The 17,567-nt window shown below is 40.8% G+C and carries 18 protein-coding genes; 9 read left to right on the forward strand and 9 right to left on the reverse strand.

What is annotated here, in order from left to right; translation table 11 throughout:
• Positions 1-7: 7 nt before the first annotated feature.
• Positions 8-253 carry a YgjV family protein gene (locus ACHSBP_RS20905; protein WP_010560983.1) on the reverse strand — a complete coding sequence of 82 codons (246 nt, stop codon included), beginning with the start codon at positions 251-253 and terminating at the stop codon, positions 8-10.
• A 120-nt stretch (positions 254-373) separates the two neighbouring features.
• Here ACHSBP_RS20905 and ACHSBP_RS20910 point away from each other — a divergent pair, with 120 nt between their 5' ends.
• Complete coding sequence (locus tag ACHSBP_RS20910) at positions 374-1,030, forward strand: Crp/Fnr family transcriptional regulator (RefSeq protein ID WP_010560984.1); 657 nt, start codon at positions 374-376, stop codon at positions 1,028-1,030.
• A 329-nt stretch (positions 1,031-1,359) separates the two neighbouring features.
• Here the strand turns inward: ACHSBP_RS20910 and ACHSBP_RS20915 are convergent, their stop codons facing one another.
• Together ACHSBP_RS20915 and pepB are read right to left on the reverse strand one after the other, a co-directional pair.
• Entirely contained in the window at positions 1,360-1,929 is a 570-nt protein-coding gene (locus tag ACHSBP_RS20915) for a phosphoribosyltransferase (protein ID WP_010560985.1), read from the reverse strand.
• 575 nt (positions 1,930-2,504) lie between these two features.
• Positions 2,505-3,800: an aminopeptidase PepB gene (pepB, locus tag ACHSBP_RS20920; protein WP_010560986.1), complete on the reverse strand. Its 1,296-nt coding sequence runs from the start codon at positions 3,798-3,800 to the stop codon at positions 2,505-2,507.
• A gap of 86 nt (positions 3,801-3,886) precedes the next feature.
• Between pepB and sfsA the strand changes: the two genes are divergently transcribed.
• The 8 genes from sfsA (at position 3,887) to ACHSBP_RS20960 (ending at position 10,151) form a co-directional block, all read left to right on the forward strand.
• Positions 3,887-4,597, forward strand: coding sequence for a DNA/RNA nuclease SfsA (sfsA, locus tag ACHSBP_RS20925; RefSeq protein ID WP_010560987.1), 711 nt, complete (start codon positions 3,887-3,889; stop codon positions 4,595-4,597).
• A gap of 162 nt (positions 4,598-4,759) precedes the next feature.
• Positions 4,760-5,200, forward strand: coding sequence for an RNA polymerase-binding protein DksA (gene dksA / locus ACHSBP_RS20930; protein ID WP_010560988.1), 441 nt, complete (start codon positions 4,760-4,762; stop codon positions 5,198-5,200).
• Between the two features lie 10 nt (positions 5,201-5,210).
• On the forward strand, positions 5,211-6,137 hold the full coding sequence (gene gluQRS / locus ACHSBP_RS20935) for a tRNA glutamyl-Q(34) synthetase GluQRS (protein WP_395390334.1): 927 nt from the start codon (positions 5,211-5,213) through the stop codon (positions 6,135-6,137).
• 164 nt (positions 6,138-6,301) lie between these two features.
• Entirely contained in the window at positions 6,302-7,675 is a 1,374-nt protein-coding gene (pcnB, locus tag ACHSBP_RS20940) for a polynucleotide adenylyltransferase PcnB (protein WP_267890925.1), read from the forward strand.
• Positions 7,668-8,171, forward strand: a complete 504-nt coding sequence (gene folK, locus ACHSBP_RS20945; protein ID WP_010560991.1) for a 2-amino-4-hydroxy-6-hydroxymethyldihydropteridine diphosphokinase — start codon at positions 7,668-7,670, stop codon at positions 8,169-8,171. The genes pcnB and folK overlap by 8 nt, the downstream gene beginning before the upstream one ends.
• A gap of 24 nt (positions 8,172-8,195) precedes the next feature.
• Positions 8,196-8,990, forward strand: coding sequence for a 3-methyl-2-oxobutanoate hydroxymethyltransferase (panB, locus tag ACHSBP_RS20950; RefSeq protein WP_010560992.1), 795 nt, complete (start codon positions 8,196-8,198; stop codon positions 8,988-8,990).
• Positions 8,991-9,014: 24 nt separating this feature from the next.
• The gene (panC, locus tag ACHSBP_RS20955) at positions 9,015-9,866 is read left to right on the forward strand and encodes a pantoate--beta-alanine ligase (RefSeq protein ID WP_010560993.1); all 852 of its coding nucleotides are present in this window, start codon (positions 9,015-9,017) and stop codon (positions 9,864-9,866) included.
• A 48-nt stretch (positions 9,867-9,914) separates the two neighbouring features.
• On the forward strand, positions 9,915-10,151 hold the full coding sequence (locus tag ACHSBP_RS20960) for a hypothetical protein (protein ID WP_010560994.1): 237 nt from the start codon (positions 9,915-9,917) through the stop codon (positions 10,149-10,151).
• Between the two features lie 67 nt (positions 10,152-10,218).
• On the opposite strand, the gene ACHSBP_RS20965 is transcribed toward ACHSBP_RS20960, so the two are convergent.
• The 6 genes from ACHSBP_RS20965 to ACHSBP_RS20990 form a co-directional block, all read right to left on the reverse strand.
• Positions 10,219-11,187 (reverse strand): PstS family phosphate ABC transporter substrate-binding protein, encoded by a 969-nt coding sequence (locus tag ACHSBP_RS20965; RefSeq protein ID WP_010560995.1) that lies wholly within the window; start codon positions 11,185-11,187, stop codon positions 10,219-10,221.
• 113 nt (positions 11,188-11,300) lie between these two features.
• The gene (gene phoR / locus ACHSBP_RS20970) at positions 11,301-12,614 is read right to left on the reverse strand and encodes a phosphate regulon sensor histidine kinase PhoR (RefSeq protein ID WP_010560996.1); all 1,314 of its coding nucleotides are present in this window, start codon (positions 12,612-12,614) and stop codon (positions 11,301-11,303) included.
• Positions 12,615-12,630: 16 nt separating this feature from the next.
• Positions 12,631-13,320, reverse strand: coding sequence for a phosphate regulon transcriptional regulator PhoB (phoB, locus tag ACHSBP_RS20975; protein ID WP_010560997.1), 690 nt, complete (start codon positions 13,318-13,320; stop codon positions 12,631-12,633).
• A 249-nt stretch (positions 13,321-13,569) separates the two neighbouring features.
• Complete coding sequence (locus tag ACHSBP_RS20980) at positions 13,570-14,529, reverse strand: porin (RefSeq protein WP_010560998.1); 960 nt, start codon at positions 14,527-14,529, stop codon at positions 13,570-13,572.
• A gap of 607 nt (positions 14,530-15,136) precedes the next feature.
• The gene (gene fba, locus ACHSBP_RS20985; RefSeq protein WP_010560999.1) at positions 15,137-16,201 is read right to left on the reverse strand and encodes a class II fructose-bisphosphate aldolase; all 1,065 of its coding nucleotides are present in this window, start codon (positions 16,199-16,201) and stop codon (positions 15,137-15,139) included.
• Positions 16,202-16,363: 162 nt separating this feature from the next.
• A complete protein-coding gene (locus ACHSBP_RS20990) occupies positions 16,364-17,539 on the reverse strand; it encodes a phosphoglycerate kinase (protein ID WP_010561000.1) in 1,176 nt (391 codons plus the stop codon).
• Positions 17,540-17,567 lie beyond the last annotated feature (28 nt).

A 17,567-nucleotide genomic window follows, 5' to 3' on the forward strand; every position in this document is an offset into this window, starting at 1 on the left:
AAGCTTTTTAGCTGTCTGCTTTAGTATCAGCTGTCGTTGATTTTTTCTTTGCTAATTTAATTAAGTGATAAATATTTACGAAGGAAAGTAAGCCATTGGTAAAAGCTACCGGCCAAGCTGAAATAGCCAAACCATACAAGGTAAAACAAATACAGCCAGCTAAATTAAACCAACGTAATTTAGTGACATCTTCCATCATTAACGAAGCAACGAGCAATGCTGACGCAAAATAACCTAAATATTCCCAAACCATTGTATCGCTCCGATTCTAATTATTACCAATTTGCTGTAAGCTAAACGGTCCGATAGAATAGCTGAAGGACAATTGTCCAACAGCAAACGCTAATTACTTGTACTCAACAAGCGAGACTTTATGTTCGATTACCACTTTTCAAAAACTCTAGTTGATGAGTTACTGTCGTACGCAGGCAACAGCTATACCTTAAAAAAAGGTAAGTTACTTGCCGAGCAAGGCAAACCATTAAGTAAATTAATTTTAGTACGTAGTGGTACAATTTCATTTAGTTACGACGTAGGTAACGGTAGGCGCTTATTGCTAGGGCAACTTGACTGCCAAAATACTTTAGTGGGTGAAGTTGAAGCGCTTAATGACAGACCTTGTATTTATTCCATGACCTGTCAAAGTGAAGTAACCTATAACTTGATTGAGTTAAAGTACTGGCGTGAATTATTACAAGAAAAGCCAGAATTAGCGCTCTACACCGCGAAAAGCATTGCTGAAAAGTTTATTGAAAACCAACAAATAAACTTAAACAAGCTGCTGTTACCACTTAGTTTTAATATTGCCAAAGACTGCTTAGCCCGTTACCAAGATGAAACCGTGACGATGTTAAAACCTTACCCTAAAGTAAGTGCTGAAGCAGAGCGTTTTGCCACAACAGAACGTGCATACCGTCGCGTGGTAAGTGATTTAGTAGAACAAGGCTTAGTGCAGCGCACAGAGCAAGGCTTAAAGCCACTTGATGAAGATAAACTCGAAGACTTTATTGATAGCTTTGCAAGTCGTTAAACTATTCTTGCAATAACAAAAAAGGTCGCAATTGCGACCTTTTTTAATGCTATTTATTTAGGGCCTGTTGATCTTTGCTGTTCCATTTTTGTTCTCTTTGAGCGTGCTTTTATCGCGGCGCTCGATGTGTGGCCTAGCAATCTAAGCGAATATCGAGCAACAATGAGAAAAGTGCACTCAAAAGAACCGTTCGGCAGCGCTTGATTGGCTTTTCTACTGTGTTATCGGCTGACTCACATAGAATAACTATGCCACGCAGCCTCTGCCTTGTATAAAACCCAATCAAACTGCTGCAAAAACAAACTTGAAAGGTCAACAGGCCCTAGTGATTACTTATTATCAATAAATAAATGGCTAATTTCTTTTAAATCAGTTTTGCCATTTGCAATTTCATCTGGTGTTAAACCTGAAAGCTCATGTGGGAAAACTAACCACTCGTCTGAATCATGAATATAGTAATCAGGTTCAATCGGTGTTTTGTTATTTTTTGGCTTATAGTAAGGACAAGCCACGCGAATATCTTGTGGCAAATTTAAGCGCATCAGTTCTTTTAATTTTTCTTTTAGTGCAAAAATACTGCGACCTGAATCAAATACATCATCAACAATTAATAAGCTGTCAGATGCATTAGCGTTTTCGATGATGTAATGTAAGCCGTGTACTTTAATATCTTTTGATTGCTTACCAATACCATAATAAGACGATGTACGTACCGCAATATGATCTGTGTCTACACCTTTAAAGTCATAGTATTCTTGTACAGCAATACCGATTGGTGCACCACCACGCCAAATGCCCACAATATAGTCAGGGCGAAAACCATCATCAAAAACCTGTGCTGCGAGTTTAAATGAGTCTTGCAAAAGCTGCTCGGCGGTAATAAAAACCTTATCTGACATGATGTGCTCCTGAGATTATTGGGGTATAAAAAAGGTGTGCATAATAGCTTATATTTAACGAAATAGCTTGCTTTATATCAAAATAGCATGTCTTAAGCCTTTTAAAATATATCATACCAATTCACTTAAATAGCCGATCATTCTAGCGGGTTAAATATCATGCTAACTGCGTTTGAATTTATCAATGTAGAACAGCTACATTAGAAAAATTCCGCCTTGTTATCATTTCATTTATCCAGCGCTACCTCTGATCACATACTTAACAGAATTGGTATCACAAACTGCTAGGTTAAATATTGAGCTTTCGAAAAAGAGCTTTTGAAAATATACATAAAAACGTATGGAAATACTTTTGGTAAATTTAACCAAAAATCATACTTTAGGGATGAAGCAAATAAACAGAGGTACCTAATATGTGGTGGATATTTGCTTTCATGCTGCTTGGTCTTTACGTTGCGTTAACCCTCGTTAGGTTTAATGATAAAACACCAAGTGAGAAAGAGTTAAAGCGTCTAAACTTTAACAAACGTTAATAAAAAGCCTGCACACAGCAGGCTTTTTAATGCTTATTTTTATTATGCTTTTTCAAGCAATGTGCGAGCAACGGTACGCATACCCCAAGTGGTTGCACCTGCAGCCCACTGGCTACCCGCAGAGTTTTGGAAACTTGCAGCAAGGTCGATATGCACCCAACCTTTACCGTCATTTGGCACAAAACGAGATAAGAAACCAGCAGCATTTGATGCACCGCCAAAACCACCGCCTTTCTGCGCACGGCTGTTTGCCGTATCTGCGTATGGTGATGGACAGTTAAACTGGTGGAACTTCTCAAGGGGTAATGCCCATGCAGCTTCAAACTCGTCGCTAGCAAAGTTTTCAACTTCACGCACTAGCTCTTTATCTAAACCAAACAACGCATTGTATTCTTGACCTACCGCCATAAGCGCTGCACCAGTTAAGGTTGCCGCATCAATAATTAATGGTGCGCCTGTTTCGCCAGCCGCCATTAGGCCGTCAGCAAGTACTAAGCGACCTTCCGCGTCAGTATTTACGATTTCTACTGTAGTACCATTTTTGTACGTAAGAATATCACCTAACTTGTATGCATTACCTGAGATTAGGTTCTCTGCACAGCATAGGAATAACTTAACGCGCACATCTAAACCACGGCTAATTGCCAGAGCAAGACCAGAAGTAACCGTCGCCGCACCACCCATATCACACTTCATGGTTAACATGCCTTCACTTGGCTTAATTGAGTAACCACCTGAATCGAATGTAATGCCTTTACCTACAAGCGCAGCTGCTACTGGTGCATTTTCATCACCTGTTGGGTTGTAATCGAGTGTTAATAACACTGGCGGGCGCTCACTACCACGGCCAACAGAGTGAATACCAATCCACTGTTGCTCTAATAATGCATCGCCTTTAATAATGTCGTAGCTTACGTGCTCTGGTGCCATTGAACCGATAAATTCAGCCGCTTTTTCAGCAAGGCTTTCTGGATAAACATCTTCTGCAGTACCGTTAATCATCTGACGTTGCCAAATTGCAGCACGCTTTAACGCCGCTAATTCATCAAGTGATGATTGGCTGTTTTCTGCAAATGTAACTGCATCTAGGTTTTTAGCTGTCACAAAGCCTTGATAAAGCGCCCACTGACTTTCTGTACACCAAGTTTCACCTTCTAAAACGATTGTTTTAATGCCTTGATTAGCAAGTGCACGACCTGCTTTTTGTACGTTTTTAAGGGTTTCTTCTTGCTGTAAATGAACGGTCGCACCGTCATTAGAAAAAGAGAGTAAGGCTTTTTCACCCCAATGCGCCGCTGCGGCATCTTGAGATAACTGAACTTTGAACAGATCTGACATATTTTTTTCTCTCGTGTGTTCACATAATTGCGTGACCCCAGTGTACACTAGTCACATACATAGCCCAATAATTTGCGATTAAAGCCATGCAATTTCAATCAAAGCTGCAACAAGCCAAGCTTATAAAACGATACAAACGTTTTTTAGTCGATATCGAAACCAGCCAAGGAGAATTAACCATTCACTGTGCGAACACCGGGCGTATGACTGGCTGCGCCGATTCTGGCTTTACTGCGTATTATTCAACATCTAGTAATACCAAGCGTAAATACCCTCATTCGCTCGAACTGACACAAAATCTAGCGGGAGATCTGATCTGCGTTAATACCAGCATGGCCAACCATGTGGTTGCCGAGGCGATAGCTAAGCAACAAATACCTGAATTATTAAATTACGATACCCTAAAACAAGAAGTGAAATATGGCGATGAAAACAGTCGCATTGATATTTTATTGAGTGATGCCGAAAAGCCAGCGTGTTATATCGAAGTAAAATCGGTCACCTTGTTAGAAGAAAACGGTAAAGGTTACTTTCCCGATGCGGTCACAACCCGAGGCAGCAAACATTTGCGCGAATTAGTGACAATGAAGCAACAAGGCCATCGAGCGGTATTATTCTTTTTAATTCAACACACTGGCATTAAGTCTGTGGCACCTGCTGCCCATATTGACGCCAATTATGCAATTGAAATTAAAAAAGCACTAGCTGCAGGGGTTGAAATTTTATGTTATCGCACCAACATAAGCTCGGAACAAATTGTAATAGATAAAACCATTCCCTTTGTCGCGCTGCAGTGAATAGTTAACGAGTTCAAACGTTTTACCGCATAAATTATTGTTAATTAGGCTTGTCTAAATTTTTTTATTGGTAAAAATTAATTGCACTTAATTTTTTATTCTGCTATTTATAGCCGCCGACTTTTATTGGGACTCTATTCATAGAAGAATTAGGAGACAGTTATGCCATCACAAAATAATTTGAGTTTACTGGCTCAAGCAGGCCTAGCGCCGTATACAGAAAAACCTGGCGAAGAATACATGAGTGACGCACAACTTGCGCACTTTAAAACCATTCTTGAGACATGGCGTAACAACTTACGTGAAGAAGTAGATCGCACAAAAAACCATATGCAGGATGAAGCAGCAAACTTCCCTGATCCAGTTGACCGTGCAGCACAAGAAGAAGAGTTTGCATTAGAATTACGTACGCGTGACCGCGAACGTAAACTAATTAAAAAGATTGAGAAAACATTACAACTAATCGAAGATGAAGATTTTGGCTATTGTGTTACCTGTGGCATCGAAATCGGTATTCGTCGTTTAGAGGCTCGCCCAACAGCTGATCAATGTATTGATTGTAAAACACTTTCTGAAATCAAAGAAAAACAATCAGGCCGTTAATTTGGCTTAAATGTTGGCAAACACATCAGATTTTGGGGCATACCGTGGCCGGTTTGCCCCCTCTCCTTCTGGGCCATTGCACTTTGGCTCGCTCGTAGCCGCACTCGGCAGTTATCTTGACGCCAAAGCACATAACGGTAGTTGGCTTGTTCGTATCGAAGACATCGATACACCACGCGTAGTCAGCGGTAGCGACACCTTAATCTTAAAAACACTTGAAAACTACGGCCTACATTGGGACGAATCAGTTCGCTATCAAAGCGCTTGTTTAGCGCATTATCAAACAGTACTTGAACAACTGATCAGCAAAGACTTAGTCTATGCCTGCCAATGCACACGTAAACAAATTAAGCAACACGGTGGGTTTTACAACGGCCATTGCCGTGACTTACAGCTTACATTTGATAGCCAAGCGCTGAGACTAAAACAAACCATACCAACCTATCAATTTAGTGATCTTTTTAAAGGCGAAATCAACGTTGAATCTGTGTTTTCAGAAGAAGACTACATTATTAAACGCCGTGATGGCTTATTTGCCTATCAACTAGTAGTAGTGTTAGACGACATAGCACAAAAAATTTCTCATATTGTGCGCGGTGCTGATTTACTATTCCCTACCGTACGACAAATCAGTTTATTTAAGCAACTAGACGCACCTGTGCCACAATTTGGTCACCTTCCCTTAGCTGTAGCAGAGCCCGGGTTTAAGTTATCAAAACAAAACTATGCAGCGGCGATTGATATGGATAAACCACAGCAAACACTTGTTGCTGCGCTTAAATTTCTCGGCGTCAATACCAATAAAACACTATTAGATGCCAGTGTCGATGAAATTATTCAATGGGCAATAACGGCATGGCAACGAAAAAACGTACCTGCCAATGATGAAATTCAACTTATTACTAACGAAACCAGTTTTACCTTCAAGCCGCTTTAATTTAGTGCAATCTTTACACTAAATTATGGCTAAATATCAGCCCACACAAGCGTGCTAGCCATGGCATTAACTGGGTGATTAGTATATTATTACGCGGTTAATTTTCCCTGTATGAATTCTGGAGCCGTCCCATTATTTCTAAGCTTGTAAAAATCTGTCGAGGTATTTTATCTGGATCAGAACAAGGTCAACAGCCGCAAAGCGTTGCGAGTTTTTCTAAACCGCTTGTCGTTACCCGCGAAAATCATGTGGTATCGCGTAAACAACTTAGCCCAAATGCCTTAAAAGTACTGTATCGTCTTAAAGATGCTGGCTACGACGCCTATTTAGTTGGCGGCTGTATTCGCGATATTTTACTTGGCCTAGAACCGAAAGACTTTGATGTAGTTACCAATGCTACACCCGAGCAGATTAAAAAGCAGTTTCGCAATTGTCGTTTAATCGGTCGCCGCTTTCGCTTAGCGCATATCATGTTTGGCAGAGAGATCATTGAAGTGGCAACCATGCGAGGCCATCACAGTGATGAAGAACAGGGCGAAAAAAATAAAAGCCAAGCAAGCGAGCAAGGACAATTACTACGTGACAACGTTTACGGCACTATCGACGAAGATGCAGAGCGCCGTGACTTTTCAATCAACGCGTTGTACTACTCGATTAACGATTTCAGTATTCATGATTTTGCCGGTGGTATGGAAGCGATTAAAAATCGCCGTATCGAACTGATTGGCGATCCTGAAACGCGCTACCGTGAAGATCCGGTACGTATGCTGCGAGCGGTACGCTTTGCCACAAAACTGGATATGACCATTGCGCCAGCGACAGAAAAACCGATGTTTCAGTTGGCGTCGCTGCTTGGTAATATTCCAGCAGCCCGTTTATTTGAAGAGATGTTAAAGCTATTCTTAAACGGTAAAGCAGAAGCTAACTTCCACTTACTGCGTCAGTACGGGTTATTTACTTATTTATTTCCTGCACTTGATAAATTACTGAACAAGCACCCAGACGGCACTGAGTATCAGCTTGTTACGCAAGTATTGAAAAATACCGACAAACGCATTAATGCAGGCAAAAAAGTAACCCCGGCCTATTTAATCGCAGCATTTTTATGGTACCCATTACAAAGCTTAGCCAACCGCATTACAGCGCAGGGCGAAACACCATTTAATGCATTTAATATGGCGATGAATCAAATTTTATCTGAAAGTGCAAAGTCGCTTGCAGTACCAAAACGTTTCACCATTGGCGCTCGTGAGATTTGGCAATTGCAACACCGCTTTGATAAACGTGGCGGTCAACGCGCATTCCGTTTAACGCAGCAACCGCGTTTTCGTGCCGCAAAAGATTTCTTCTGTTTACGCGCGCAATTTGAGCCAGAACTGGCAGAGCTTGCAAAGTGGTGGGATAACTACACAGAGCAAGATGCTGGCAGCCAAAAACGTATGGTTAGCGATTTAAATAAAGGCGCTAAAAGTGGTGGCAATTACCGTCGCCGCAGACCACGCAAAGCAAAAAGTAATAACGCAAAACGCCATGACTAATCACGTAAATTCTTTGGTTTACTTAGGCTTAGGGGCTAATTTAAACGCCCCATTAGAGCAATTACGAAATGCCACACAGGCATTAGCCGCACACCCTAGTATTTCCCTTGTTGCAAGCTCTTCACTCTATGGCAGTAAGCCCATGGGACCGCAAGACCAACCTGACTATGTCAATTCAGTTGTTGCCATTGATACAGCGCTATCGCCGCTTGAGCTCCTTGATATTACACAACAAATCGAGCTCGATTTTGGTCGCGTACGCAAAGCCGATCGCTGGGGACCACGCACGCTCGACATCGACATTATTTTATACAAAAACCAACAACTTGATAATGAACGCCTAACTGTGCCACATTACGGCATGAAAGTGCGTGAGTTTGTTCTTTATCCAATGCATGAAATTGCACCGGATCTTGCACTACCTTGTGGTACAAACTTAGCAGATTTAATAAAAACAATAGATAAAAATAGCTTGAGCATTATTGCAGCAAGTTAATAACGGCAAATAATCGAGGGATTTATGGCTAAAATTACCGTTTCAAAACTTAAAAAAATGAAACAAGAAGGCGAGAAAATTGCCGCTTTAACCGCATATGATGCAAGCTTCTCAGGCCTCTTCGAAGAGCAAGGTGTTCACGTTTTATTAGTGGGCGACTCAATGGGCATGGTACTGCAAGGTGGCAACGACACCTTGGCAGTCACTAATCAAGATATTGCCTACCACACACGCTGTGTGCGCGCAGGTGCTAAAGATACCTTTGTCATCGCTGATTTGCCCTTTATGACCTATTCGAGCCCAGCTGATGCGTGTAACAACGCGGCTGAGCTTATGCGTGCTGGGGCAAATATGGTTAAACTTGAAGGCGGTGAGTGGCTTTACCCAGCAATTGAGTTGTTAACACAACAAGGCATTCCTGTATGTGGTCATTTAGGATTAACACCGCAATCAGTACATGTATTTGGTGGTTTTAAAATTCAAGGTCGCACTAACGAAGCCGCAGAGAAAATGATTAACGACGCCAAAGCGCTTGAAGCCGCAGGCGCCCAATTGTTAGTACTGGAATGTATTCCTTCAGAACTGGCTAAAGCCATTACCGACGCAATTTCAATTCCAACGATTGGTATTGGCGCAGGCAAAGAAACCGATGGTCAAATTCTAGTTATGCATGACCTTGTTGGTATTTCTGCGGGCTATATCCCTAAGTTTTCAAAAAACTTTTTACTGGAAACAGGCAACATGCCAGCAGCAGTTAAAAAGTACATCGATGATGTGCAAAGTGGTCAGTTCCCTGGCTCTGAGCATGAATTCAATTAATTTAAGTGTTAAGTAGTTACTTTTATGCAAACGGTTTCTAACGTTTCTCAGTTACGCAGTAAAATCAAAAGCTGGAAACAGCAAGGTCTAACAGTGGCATTTGTGCCAACGATGGGCAATCTGCATGCGGGTCATTTTTCACTGGTTGATAAAGCTAAACAAATCGCCGATAAAGTGGTTGTTAGTATTTTTGTTAACCCAATGCAATTTGGCAAAAATGAAGATCTCGACAAGTACCCGCGTACTTTACAAAACGATCAAAATGGCCTGATTGAGCACGGTGCTGATTTACTGTTTACACCAACCGTTGAAACCATCTACCCCAAAGGGCTAGACGCACAAAGTTATATCGATGTGCCAGGAGTATCTGAAGGCCACTGTGGAGCCAGCCGCCCTGGTCACTTTCGTGGCGTAGCGACAATTGTTAATAAACTCTTTAACCTTGTTCAACCTGATATTGCCTGTTTTGGCGAAAAAGATTTTCAACAACTTGCGGTTATTAGAACCATGGTTGAAGACTTATCGATGCCGATTGAAATTATCGGCGTTGCGACCAAGCGTGAAGACTCTGGTCTCGCCATGAGCTCGCGTAATGGCTATTTATCGGATGATGAAAAGCAACAAGCAAGTGCGCTGTATCAGATTATGCGTGACGCTGAAACGGCGCTTAAAGCAAACGAGTTAAATTTAGATAAGATTACAGAGCAAGCTAAGTTAGCAATTGAAAAGTACGGCTTTACACTTGATTACTTTAATATTTGTAATGCAAAAACCTTAGAGTTAGCCACTAAGAATGATACTAATTTAGTTATTCTTGTTGCTGCATTTTTGTCAAATGTACGTTTAATTGATAACTTACAAGTAACGACAGCCTAGAACCAAGCAGTTCTATACTCAATTCAAAAATAATAAGGATTAAGGATAATGAAACAGTTAATCACTATCGCGTTAGTAGGTTTGTTGGCTGCATGTAGCTCTCAAAACTTAACACAAGAGCAAAAAGAAGGGCTTAATCGCTGTGCACAGCAAAACTTTCAGTGCGAGTCTTCTTGTAGTAATTCAAGCTTAAACGAAAGCATGACCAACGGCGTATGCATGCGTAAATGCGTTGACGAACACAATGCTTGTAAAGCACAAGTAGGCCCTGAATTTATTAACTAAAAATATATAATTTTAAATACAAAAAAGCCGCTAATTAGCGGCTTTTTTTATGACTTAACCGATTAACTTATAGAAGGCCTAGCTTCTTAAGTTCTTTGTTAGCCATACCTGAAGTAAGTGGTACATAACCGTCTTTTTCAACAATCTTTTGACCATCTTTAGAAAGTACCATCTTAAGGAACTCAGCTTCGATTGGTGAAAGCGGCTTGTTAGGGTGCTTGTTCACGTAAACGTATAGGAAACGAGATAGCGGGTATTTACCTGTTGCTACGTTTTCTAACGTTGCATCAACGTAGTTAGTACCTTTCTTCGCTAGTGGAACAGTACGAACACCTGATGTTTTATAACCAATGCCTGAGTAACCAATCGCATTTAATGAAGATGAGATTGACTGTACTACTGATGCAGAACCTGGTTGCTCATTTACGTTGTTTTTAAAGTCACCTTTACACAGTGCTTTTTTCTTGAAGTAACCATAAGTACCAGACACTGAGTTACGGCCGTATAATTGGATGTCTTTACCAGCCCAAGAACCTTCTAAGCCTACATCGCTCCAACGTGTCGCTTCTTTATCTGCACCACACTTACGTGTTGATGAGAATACAGAATCCACTTCTTTAATTGTTAAGCCTTTAACTGGGTTATCTTTGTGTACAAATACAGCTAGTGCATCGATAGCAACACGTACTTCAGTTGGCTTATAACCGAATTTCTTTTCAAACGCTTCGATTTCTTTCGACTTCATCTTACGGCTCATTGGACCGAAGTTTGATGTACCTTCTGTTAGTGCCGGTGGCGCAGTTGATGAACCAGCAGCTTGAATTTGAATATTTACGTTAGGGTACTGACGCTTATACTCTTCTGCCCAAAAGGTCATCATGTTTGCTAATGTGTCTGAGCCTGTAGACGAGAAATTACCAGAAATACCTGTTGTTTTTTCATAATCTGCTAATTTGTTATCTACTGCAATCGCGTTACCAGCAAGCATTGCTGTAACAGTTAGGCCCATAGTAGCCACTAAGTTTTTAAGTTTCATTGGGTAACTCCAATTGATTATCCCGTTTTGATGATGCGACTATTTTTAGCCTTTTCCATGACATTAAAATGACTAAAATATGACAAATTTATTAACACACTAATTTATTCAGATTAAACTTCTAACACTTTGTTTTTTATACGTTCGTTAGAAAAAGAAAAACTAAATGTTGAACCTTCGCCCAATTTTGATGAAATATTTAAGTGAGAATCATGACGACTTAATACATGTTTAGTGATCGCCAAACCTAAACCCGAACCACCAGTATCGCGAGAGCGTGCCTGATCAACACGGTAGAAGCGTTCAGTTAATCGATGAATATGCTCGCCAGCAATACCATCGCCGTTGTCTTCTACACGGAACTCAGCGCCCTTATCGGTTTTATGCCAACTAATGTTTATTTCACCATGAGCTGGGGTGTAACGAACGGCATTAAATACTAAATTTGAAAAGGCGCTGCGCAACTCTTGCTCTTTGCCAATTAAATTTAATGACTCATCCATATCCAGCACAATTGTGTGTTGTTTCTCTTGGTTTAATTGTTCCGCCTCGCGGTAAATCGCAGTGAGCATATCTGCTACATCTACTTCCTCCTCGAAGTCTGGCTTATCAGAATTTTCGATGCGTGCCAGCGCAAGTAACTGCTCTACTAAGCTTGCCATGCGCTTACATTGATCCAGCATAGTTTGTTGCGCTTTGCCCCACATTGAAGGTGGCGGCGCCATATCTGGATCAAACATTTCGAGATAGCCCGACATTACTGTTAACGGCGTGCGCAGCTCATGCGACACATTAGCAATAAAATCTCGGCGCATTTCTTCGAGTTGTTTGATTAACGTCACATCGCGCACCACCATCATTAACTGTGATGCTGCATAAGGCGTTACCCTCACTTCTAATACACTGTGTGGATCAATCGGTGATTGCAGCTCTAATGGCTCAAAGTATTCTTTTGCACGCATGTATTTAATAAAATCTGGACGACGAATTAGGTTATCAAGTCGCTGACCATGATCGAGCGGCCACTGTAATCCTAATAAAGCGATCGATTCTTTGTTACACCAAACGATCGCCAGATCATCTTGCAATACTAATACGCCATCGGGAACGGCTTCTGCACCTTCACGAAAACGACGAATAACATCAGCAAGCTCGTTGCGTTTTCTACGATTGCGCTGTTGCAGGCGATAAATGCCTTCAAATACCTGCTCCCAAACACCCTCACCTTCTGGTGGGTAATATTTGCGTTGTTCTGTAAGCCAATCGCTTAATCTAAATAGCTGTCGATAATTCCACACTAATAGTGAAAATGTACCTAGCCATAAAAGTAAAAAAGGAGCCCCTAACAGGACTCCTATTAACGTGAGCGGAATAAAGTAAACAAAAAGGCGTTTAACTAATTCCCGCTTACTCACAATTCGCAGCATAGACTTCTCTTAGAAATTAAATTTTGCTCGAAAAACGATAACCTGCACCACGTACGGTTTGTACTAATTTATCATGACCCATAGGTGCAATCGCTTTACGTAGACGACGAATATGTACATCAACCGTGCGATCTTCTACGTAAACATTTGTACCCCAAACATTATCAAGCAGTTGTTCACGGCTGTAAACACGTTCTGGGTGCGTCATAAAGAAATGAAGTAATTTAAATTCAGTTGGTCCCATATCCAATTCGTTACCTGCAGATGTTACACGATGCGAAATAGGATCTAGGCGTAACCCATGTACTTCAATTGCTTCTTCGAGCGATGTAGGTGATACGCGACGGAATACCGCTTTAATGCGTGCCATTAACTCTTTCGGTGAAAACGGTTTAGTGACATAGTCATCAGCGCCTACTTCTAGGCCTTTGATCTTGTCTTCTTCTTCACCACGAGCGGTTAGCATAATAATTGGGATATGGCGGGTATAATCACTATTTTTAATTTTTTTAGCGATTTGAACACCACTTGTGCCAGGCAGCATCCAGTCCAGTAGAATCATATCTGGATAAGGCTCAACTAGCGCATCCATTGCAGAATCATAATCTTGGGCTTCAATAGCCTGAAATCCATTTTGTTCAAGTACGAATACCAACATTTCACGAATTGGTGCTTCGTCATCAACCACTAGTATCTTACGCGACATGAATTAAATCTCTAAGTTATCAACTGACTTCATTATCAAAGTAAAGTGTGACACTTTTATGAATATAAACATAAAAAGATCATAAATAAACTGTTGTCTATTTGTAGTGTTACTTTAACCTAACTTACACAATTATATAAAACAATTTAAATTCAATAAGATAAAACGAAATTGGCGCTTTAAAATTAAACTAAAAAGCCCCTAAAAGGGGCTTATAAAATTAACTAAATTGTCACGTTTTTATATCATTTAAAAATCATAACGTAAGGTAACGGCCAAATGTCCTTCATCATCGCTATTGTCCAGATCACGCTGGGTGTACCAAATATAAGCCTTTGCCTGCTTACCTAATTTGCGCTCAACACCTACTGAACTAGCCGAGCCACTGTCTTTTAATTTACCAAAGCCTGTTTCATCATCTTGGTACTGTACTAAAATTTTATAATTTTCGATTTTATAAGAAGCACTTACAACGAACGTATCACCATCATCGCCCGATGACACTTTTTCACTATTTTGGTACATACCGTTAATTGTAAAATCACCAAGTTTACCTTGTGCTGATACGCGATCTATATTGTAGCCGGCAACATCCTCATCATGCGCATATGCGACATAAAACGGCGTTTTCTTAAGTGCTTTATCACCATAACCGATAGCAGCCGACACCCCAGCCCCATCGCTTTGTTTGCTGTTTTCTTCCGCTATGTAGGTTAGTTCAAACTGTAATTGACCAAATTTGGGTGATTGATAATTTACCATATCGCCCAAACGGTTTTCGCCAGTGGCAAGGTGTTTAATATCGCCAACGAAGTCATTCATCATATCAAGCTTGTTTTGCGACTTTTTCAGCGCCGTGTCTTTTCGACCAATTAAGATCTGACCAAAGGTTTTACTTTTTAGACCTAAGTATTGATCCCGTGATTTAATATTATCATCACTGCCATTTGCGCCATCTTGCTCTGAAATATTAACTTCCCACTCAAGCTTAGTTAATACGCTAAGATCATCTGAAATACCATGCTTTGCTTTAATGCCAAAACGTGATGCATATGAGTCAACTTCGGTCTCGCTCTCTTGATTATCGATATCAACGTAGCGTAAGCCTAGGTGGGCACGTCCGTATACTTGAGCATCTGTTTCGGCAAATGCATCTAACGGAAGAAGCACTAAACCTATACCACTTGCTAGCAAGAGTTTTTTAATCATGGTAATTTCCTCAAAGCAGAGTTTAACTAGAGCATTACGCTTTAATTATTATACACTTAAGATCAAACAGATTTTCTTATTTAATAATTACTTTAGTACATTTCACGGGTATGGCAATTATCGCAGATCAATATTTTACCAATAGGATCATCTTTGTACCAAGATCTACCACGATATGACTGTCTGAGATCAAAAACTTACTAAGATCACCTCAGAAATAGATCGAATTTCAATAAGTTAGCCATAATTTTTAATCTGATCAGCCCTAAATCAGCACTTTAGTTGGTAGGATCGTGATCCCAGCCAATCAAATTACGATCGTGTTAGTAAGAATTTGATCCCACAATCCTAAATGATCATAATCCCAGACATACTATTAATCTCATTTATTTTCGCCGAAATAAGCCAGCTCACAAACCGGTTATAAATAAAGTAAATGTTAGAAGACTGGCCTGTTAAAGCACTATTTTGATAGGGTGAATGAAGGTTAACTCAATAACATGAATTTAAATTACTCACGCTCACACCAAAGCATTCGACACAAAAAAAGCGTTTATATGAGCTATATAAACGCTTTGCTTGTTAAAGGAAGTTGTATAACTTGATGTTATTTAACTTGTTGGTTTAACTCACCAGCAAGGTATTTTTCATGCATCGCATCAAGTGAAATTGGTTTGATTTTAGCCGCTTGACCAGCAGTACCAAACGCTTCGTAACGTGCAACACAGATTTCAGTCATTGCTTTCGTTGCTTCCGCTAAAAACTTACGCGGGTCAAAGTTTGCAGGGTTATGCGCTAGGTGACGACGAATTGCACCGGTTGATGCTAAACGTAAGTCGGTATCGATATTTACTTTACGAACACCGTGCTTAATACCTTCAACGATCTGCTCAACTGGCACACCGTAAGTTTCAGGGATCTCACCACCAAACTCGTTGATCACAGCAAGCCACTCTTGTGGTACTGATGACGAACCGTGCATTACTAAGTGAGTATTTGGAATACGCGCGTGAATTTCTTTAATGCGGTTAATTGCAAGAATGTCACCCGTTGGTGGACGTGTAAACTTATAAGCACCGTGTGAAGTACCACATGCAATCGCAAGTGCATCTACACCTGTTTGCTTAACAAAGTCAGCTGCTTCTTCAGGATCAGTTAATAGTTGGTCTTCAGTTAGCTTACCTTCTGCACCAATACCATCTTCTTCGCCTGCTTCACCCGTTTCTAATGAACCAAGTACACCTAGCTCACCCTCAACTGAAACACCACACGCGTGCGCCATTTCAACGGTGCGACGTGTTACATCAACGTTGTATTCATAGCTTGAAGGGGTTTTACCATCTTCAAGTAGTGAGCCGTCCATCATTACTGATGAAAAGCCTAATTGGATTGAGCGTTGGCAAACTGCTGGTGATGTACCGTGATCTTGGTGCATAACTACTGGAATGTGAGGCCATTCTTCAATTGCCGCTAAAATCATATGGCGGATAAACGGCGCACCGGCGTATGCACGCGCACCTGCTGAACCTTGAACGATAACAGGACTGTTTGTCTTGTCTGCTGCTTCCATAATTGCACGCATTTGCTCTTGGTTATTCACATTAAACGCTGGAACACCATAACCATTTTCTGCCGCATGGTCTAATAGCTGACGCATACTGATTAAAGCCATTTTGCTTTCTCCAATTTTTGATGGCACCTAACGCCATCGAGTTTGAACGGATAGATTTGTTTATTGCCAAGTAATCACTGATTTTGAGAGAGATATGATTACTTGGCTTTTTATTCAGTTACTTAGATTCTATTCAATTAACCTAAGTATAGCGTGCACAAATTATTTCGCGCGCGCTTCTAACATTGCTACAGCTGGTAACTGCTTGCCTTCTAAGAATTCTAAGAAAGCGCCACCACCTGTTGAAATGTATGAAATTTTGTCTGCTACTTCATATTTATCAATTGCTGCAAGGGTGTCACCGCCACCAGCAATTGAGAATGCATTTGACTCTGCAATCGCATGTGCAAGTGCTTTGGTACCTTCACCAAATTGGTCAAATTCAAATACACCTACCGGGCCGTTCCATACAACCGTACCTGCATTTTTGATAATCTCAGCAAGTGCCTTCGCTGAATCTGGGCCAATATCAAAAATCATGTCGTCTGAATCAACATCTGCAACTGACTTTAATGTTGCTACAGCTGTTTCTGAAAACTCTTTACCCACTACTACATCAGTTGGTACTGGAATATCGCCACCCGCTGCTTTTGCTGCGTTAGTTAACTTGTTTGCTTCATCAATTAAATCAGCTTCATAAAGTGATTTACCAACGTTATTACCCGCAGCTGCGATAAAGGTATTTGCAATACCACCACCACAAACTAACTGATCAACAACACTTGAAAGCGACTCAAGTACAGTCAGTTTCGTTGAAACTTTTGAACCACCAACAATCGCTACAAGTGGGCGCGCTGGGTTATCAAGTGCTTTACCAAGTGCATCAAGTTCAGCCGCAAGTAAAGGACCTGCACAGGCAACATCAGCGTATAAACCAACACCGTGAGTAGATGCTTGTGCGCGGTGCGCTGTACCAAACGCATCCATTACATACACATCACACAGTGCAGCTAATTTTTTAGCTAAAGCTTCGTCGTCTTTTTTCTCGCCTTTATTAAAACGTACGTTTTCAAATACAACCACTTCGTTGTCTTGAACGTCAACACCATCAAGGTAGTCTTTTTCTAGGCGAACAGTTTGCTCTAATACGTCATTTAAATAGTTAACAACCGGCTGCATTGAGAATGCTTCATCGTATTCGCCTTCTGTAGGGCGACCTAAATGCGACATAACCATTACTTTTGCGCCTTTTTCTAAGGCTAATTTAATGGTTGGTAACGACGCACGAATACGCGCATCACTGGTTACTTTACCGTCTTTTACTGGAACGTTTAGGTCTTCACGAATAAGCACGCGCTTACCTTGTAAATCTAAATCAGCCATTTTAATGACAGACATTTGAGCTCTCCTTTAACATAAAAAAACC

The sequence above is a fragment of the Pseudoalteromonas sp. XMcav1-K genome (assembly GCF_044005875.1).
GTDB lineage: Bacteria > Pseudomonadota > Gammaproteobacteria > Enterobacterales > Alteromonadaceae > Pseudoalteromonas > Pseudoalteromonas spongiae.